We start from the raw sequence: 1013 nt of genomic DNA on the forward strand, positions 1-1013 counted from the left end.
CCCTCATCATACTCCCCGTGCCGACGCCCTTTTTTCATGTGTGTGAGTGCCCTGCAGGGGCATGCGTGTCTCCTTTCGAGATCTTATGCCATACGAAAACCGCCAGCGGGGGGCTGGCGGCAGGGTCAACGTCGTATTGATTGACGGTCGGAGTTCGACGCGCTTACGTCTTCGGTTTCGCTTTGTGAGGTTTGAGCAAGTCTTGCGGACGTAAATGCAAGAGGCGGTCAAAATTGGGTCCCATATACACCGGATGATCGAGCGCAGGATCAGCAGGTGGCAACGTTGTGACTTTCTCAGGGTCCTGTTGTGTTGATTTCACCGCCATGCGTCTCACCTCCATTTAGATTATTATAACCAACACGCTGAGAAATAGCGACAAGGTGGACACCAACAAAAGTCGTGACTTACGTTTCACCACGGCGTTGTTGAGGCGGATTGCTCGAATGGCCGACGCAAAATATGCCGGATACGATTTGTCGGGCATCGTATAATACTCTCGATAGAATTCCGCCATGTCGGGATTATCGTATTGGACCGTAAACAGCAACGAATAACCTGCAGCAAACAGGGCGATAACTAAGATGACGAGCGCAACGATAATCCGACCATGTTGTGATAGGTGAGGACCTATATGGTGGAGCGTGGGCGCGAAGTAGACAGCCCAAAGCCCCGCCATCAGCACGGTAATTAACCCAAGAAGACCGAGCGCCCGGTTATCTGTCATGTTGATCCGGGCGAGACTTTGTTGCAGCCGATTTTCCGTGAGTTGCACAAAAAAATCGTTTGGAGCAGACATGCCGACCTCCTTTTCCTTGAGGGTATCGCATCACGCACGCGGTGACCAACGGATGAGACGGCTATTCCGACACGTTCGCCATGGCACTGTGGCGGTGGTCGGCCTATCGGTAGACGGCATTAGTGGTTTGGGCCGGGACATAGAGCTGGCCGTCAACCATCGTGTGGGGCACTCGCTCAAAGCAGGCGGTTTCCTCCAACAACTCCACCAGCGC

The 1013-nt window shown here is 53.5% G+C and carries 2 protein-coding genes; both read right to left on the reverse strand.

Going from position 1 to position 1013, the window contains the following annotated elements; all coding sequences use genetic code 11:
- Positions 1 to 163 precede the first annotated feature (163 nt).
- The gene (locus tag HIJ39_RS23105; protein ID WP_169103365.1) at positions 164 to 328 is read right to left on the reverse strand and encodes a hypothetical protein; all 165 of its coding nucleotides are present in this window, start codon (positions 326 to 328) and stop codon (positions 164 to 166) included.
- Between the two features lie 15 nt (positions 329 to 343).
- Positions 344 to 799: a hypothetical protein gene (locus tag HIJ39_RS23110; RefSeq protein WP_169103366.1), complete on the reverse strand. Its 456-nt coding sequence runs from the start codon at positions 797 to 799 to the stop codon at positions 344 to 346.
- Positions 800 to 1013: the final 214 nt, after the last annotated feature.

It is taken from the genome of Sulfobacillus harzensis, assembly GCF_012933365.1.
GTDB lineage: Bacteria > Bacillota > Sulfobacillia > Sulfobacillales > Sulfobacillaceae > Sulfobacillus_B > Sulfobacillus_B harzensis.

What these genes read in the sequence shown, in the direction of transcription:
- HIJ39_RS23105 (WP_169103365.1), bottom strand. Translation starts at nt 328, where the DNA reads ATGGCGGTGAAATCAACACAACAGGACCCTGAGAAAGTCACAACGTTG.
- HIJ39_RS23110 (WP_169103366.1), bottom strand. Translation starts at nt 799, where the DNA reads ATGTCTGCTCCAAACGATTTTTTTGTGCAACTCACGGAAAATCGGCTG.